We start from the raw sequence: 500 nt of genomic DNA on the forward strand, positions 1-500 counted from the left end.
CACTCCGAGGTGGTCACGAGTCGCTTCGACCGGGAGACCCACGAGGGCGTCACGACCTTCCAGCGCCGGCGTGGCTTGACCGCGGACGGCGTCGTCGACGAGCGCACCTGGCTGAAGATCGCCTCGATCACGGTCGAGCCGACGACTGAGGCGCTGCACAACGTCTACACCCCCGGCCGGCCGCTGCTGCAGCGCGGCGACAGGGGCATGAGGGTGCGCCAGGTGCAGGCCCGCCTCCGGCAGGTGCGCGCCTACGACGCGAAGGTGACGGGTCGCTACACCCGCAGGACCGTCGAGGCGGTGGAGGGCTTCCAGGCGAAGCAGAAGATCCCGGTCACCGGTCAGGTCGACCGCCGTACTCTCACCCGGCTCACCGACGCGACCCGCACGCCGACCAGGGCCGAGCTGTTCAACATCGTGGCGACCGGGCCGCCGCTCGACCCGCGCTGCAGGACCGGGCGGGCGATGTGCGTCGACAAGACGTCGCGCACGCTGCGATG

Annotated in this window: 1 protein-coding gene; it reads left to right on the forward strand. The window is 71.4% G+C overall.

Annotated features, from left to right (window positions below; translation table 11 throughout):
* On the forward strand, positions 1–500 hold a 500-nt coding region (locus FB586_RS19150; protein WP_187697907.1), incomplete at both ends, for a peptidoglycan-binding domain-containing protein.

The sequence above is a fragment of the Cellulomonas telluris genome, assembly GCF_004886325.1.
Classification (GTDB): domain Bacteria; phylum Actinomycetota; class Actinomycetes; order Actinomycetales; family Cellulomonadaceae; genus Cellulomonas; species Cellulomonas telluris.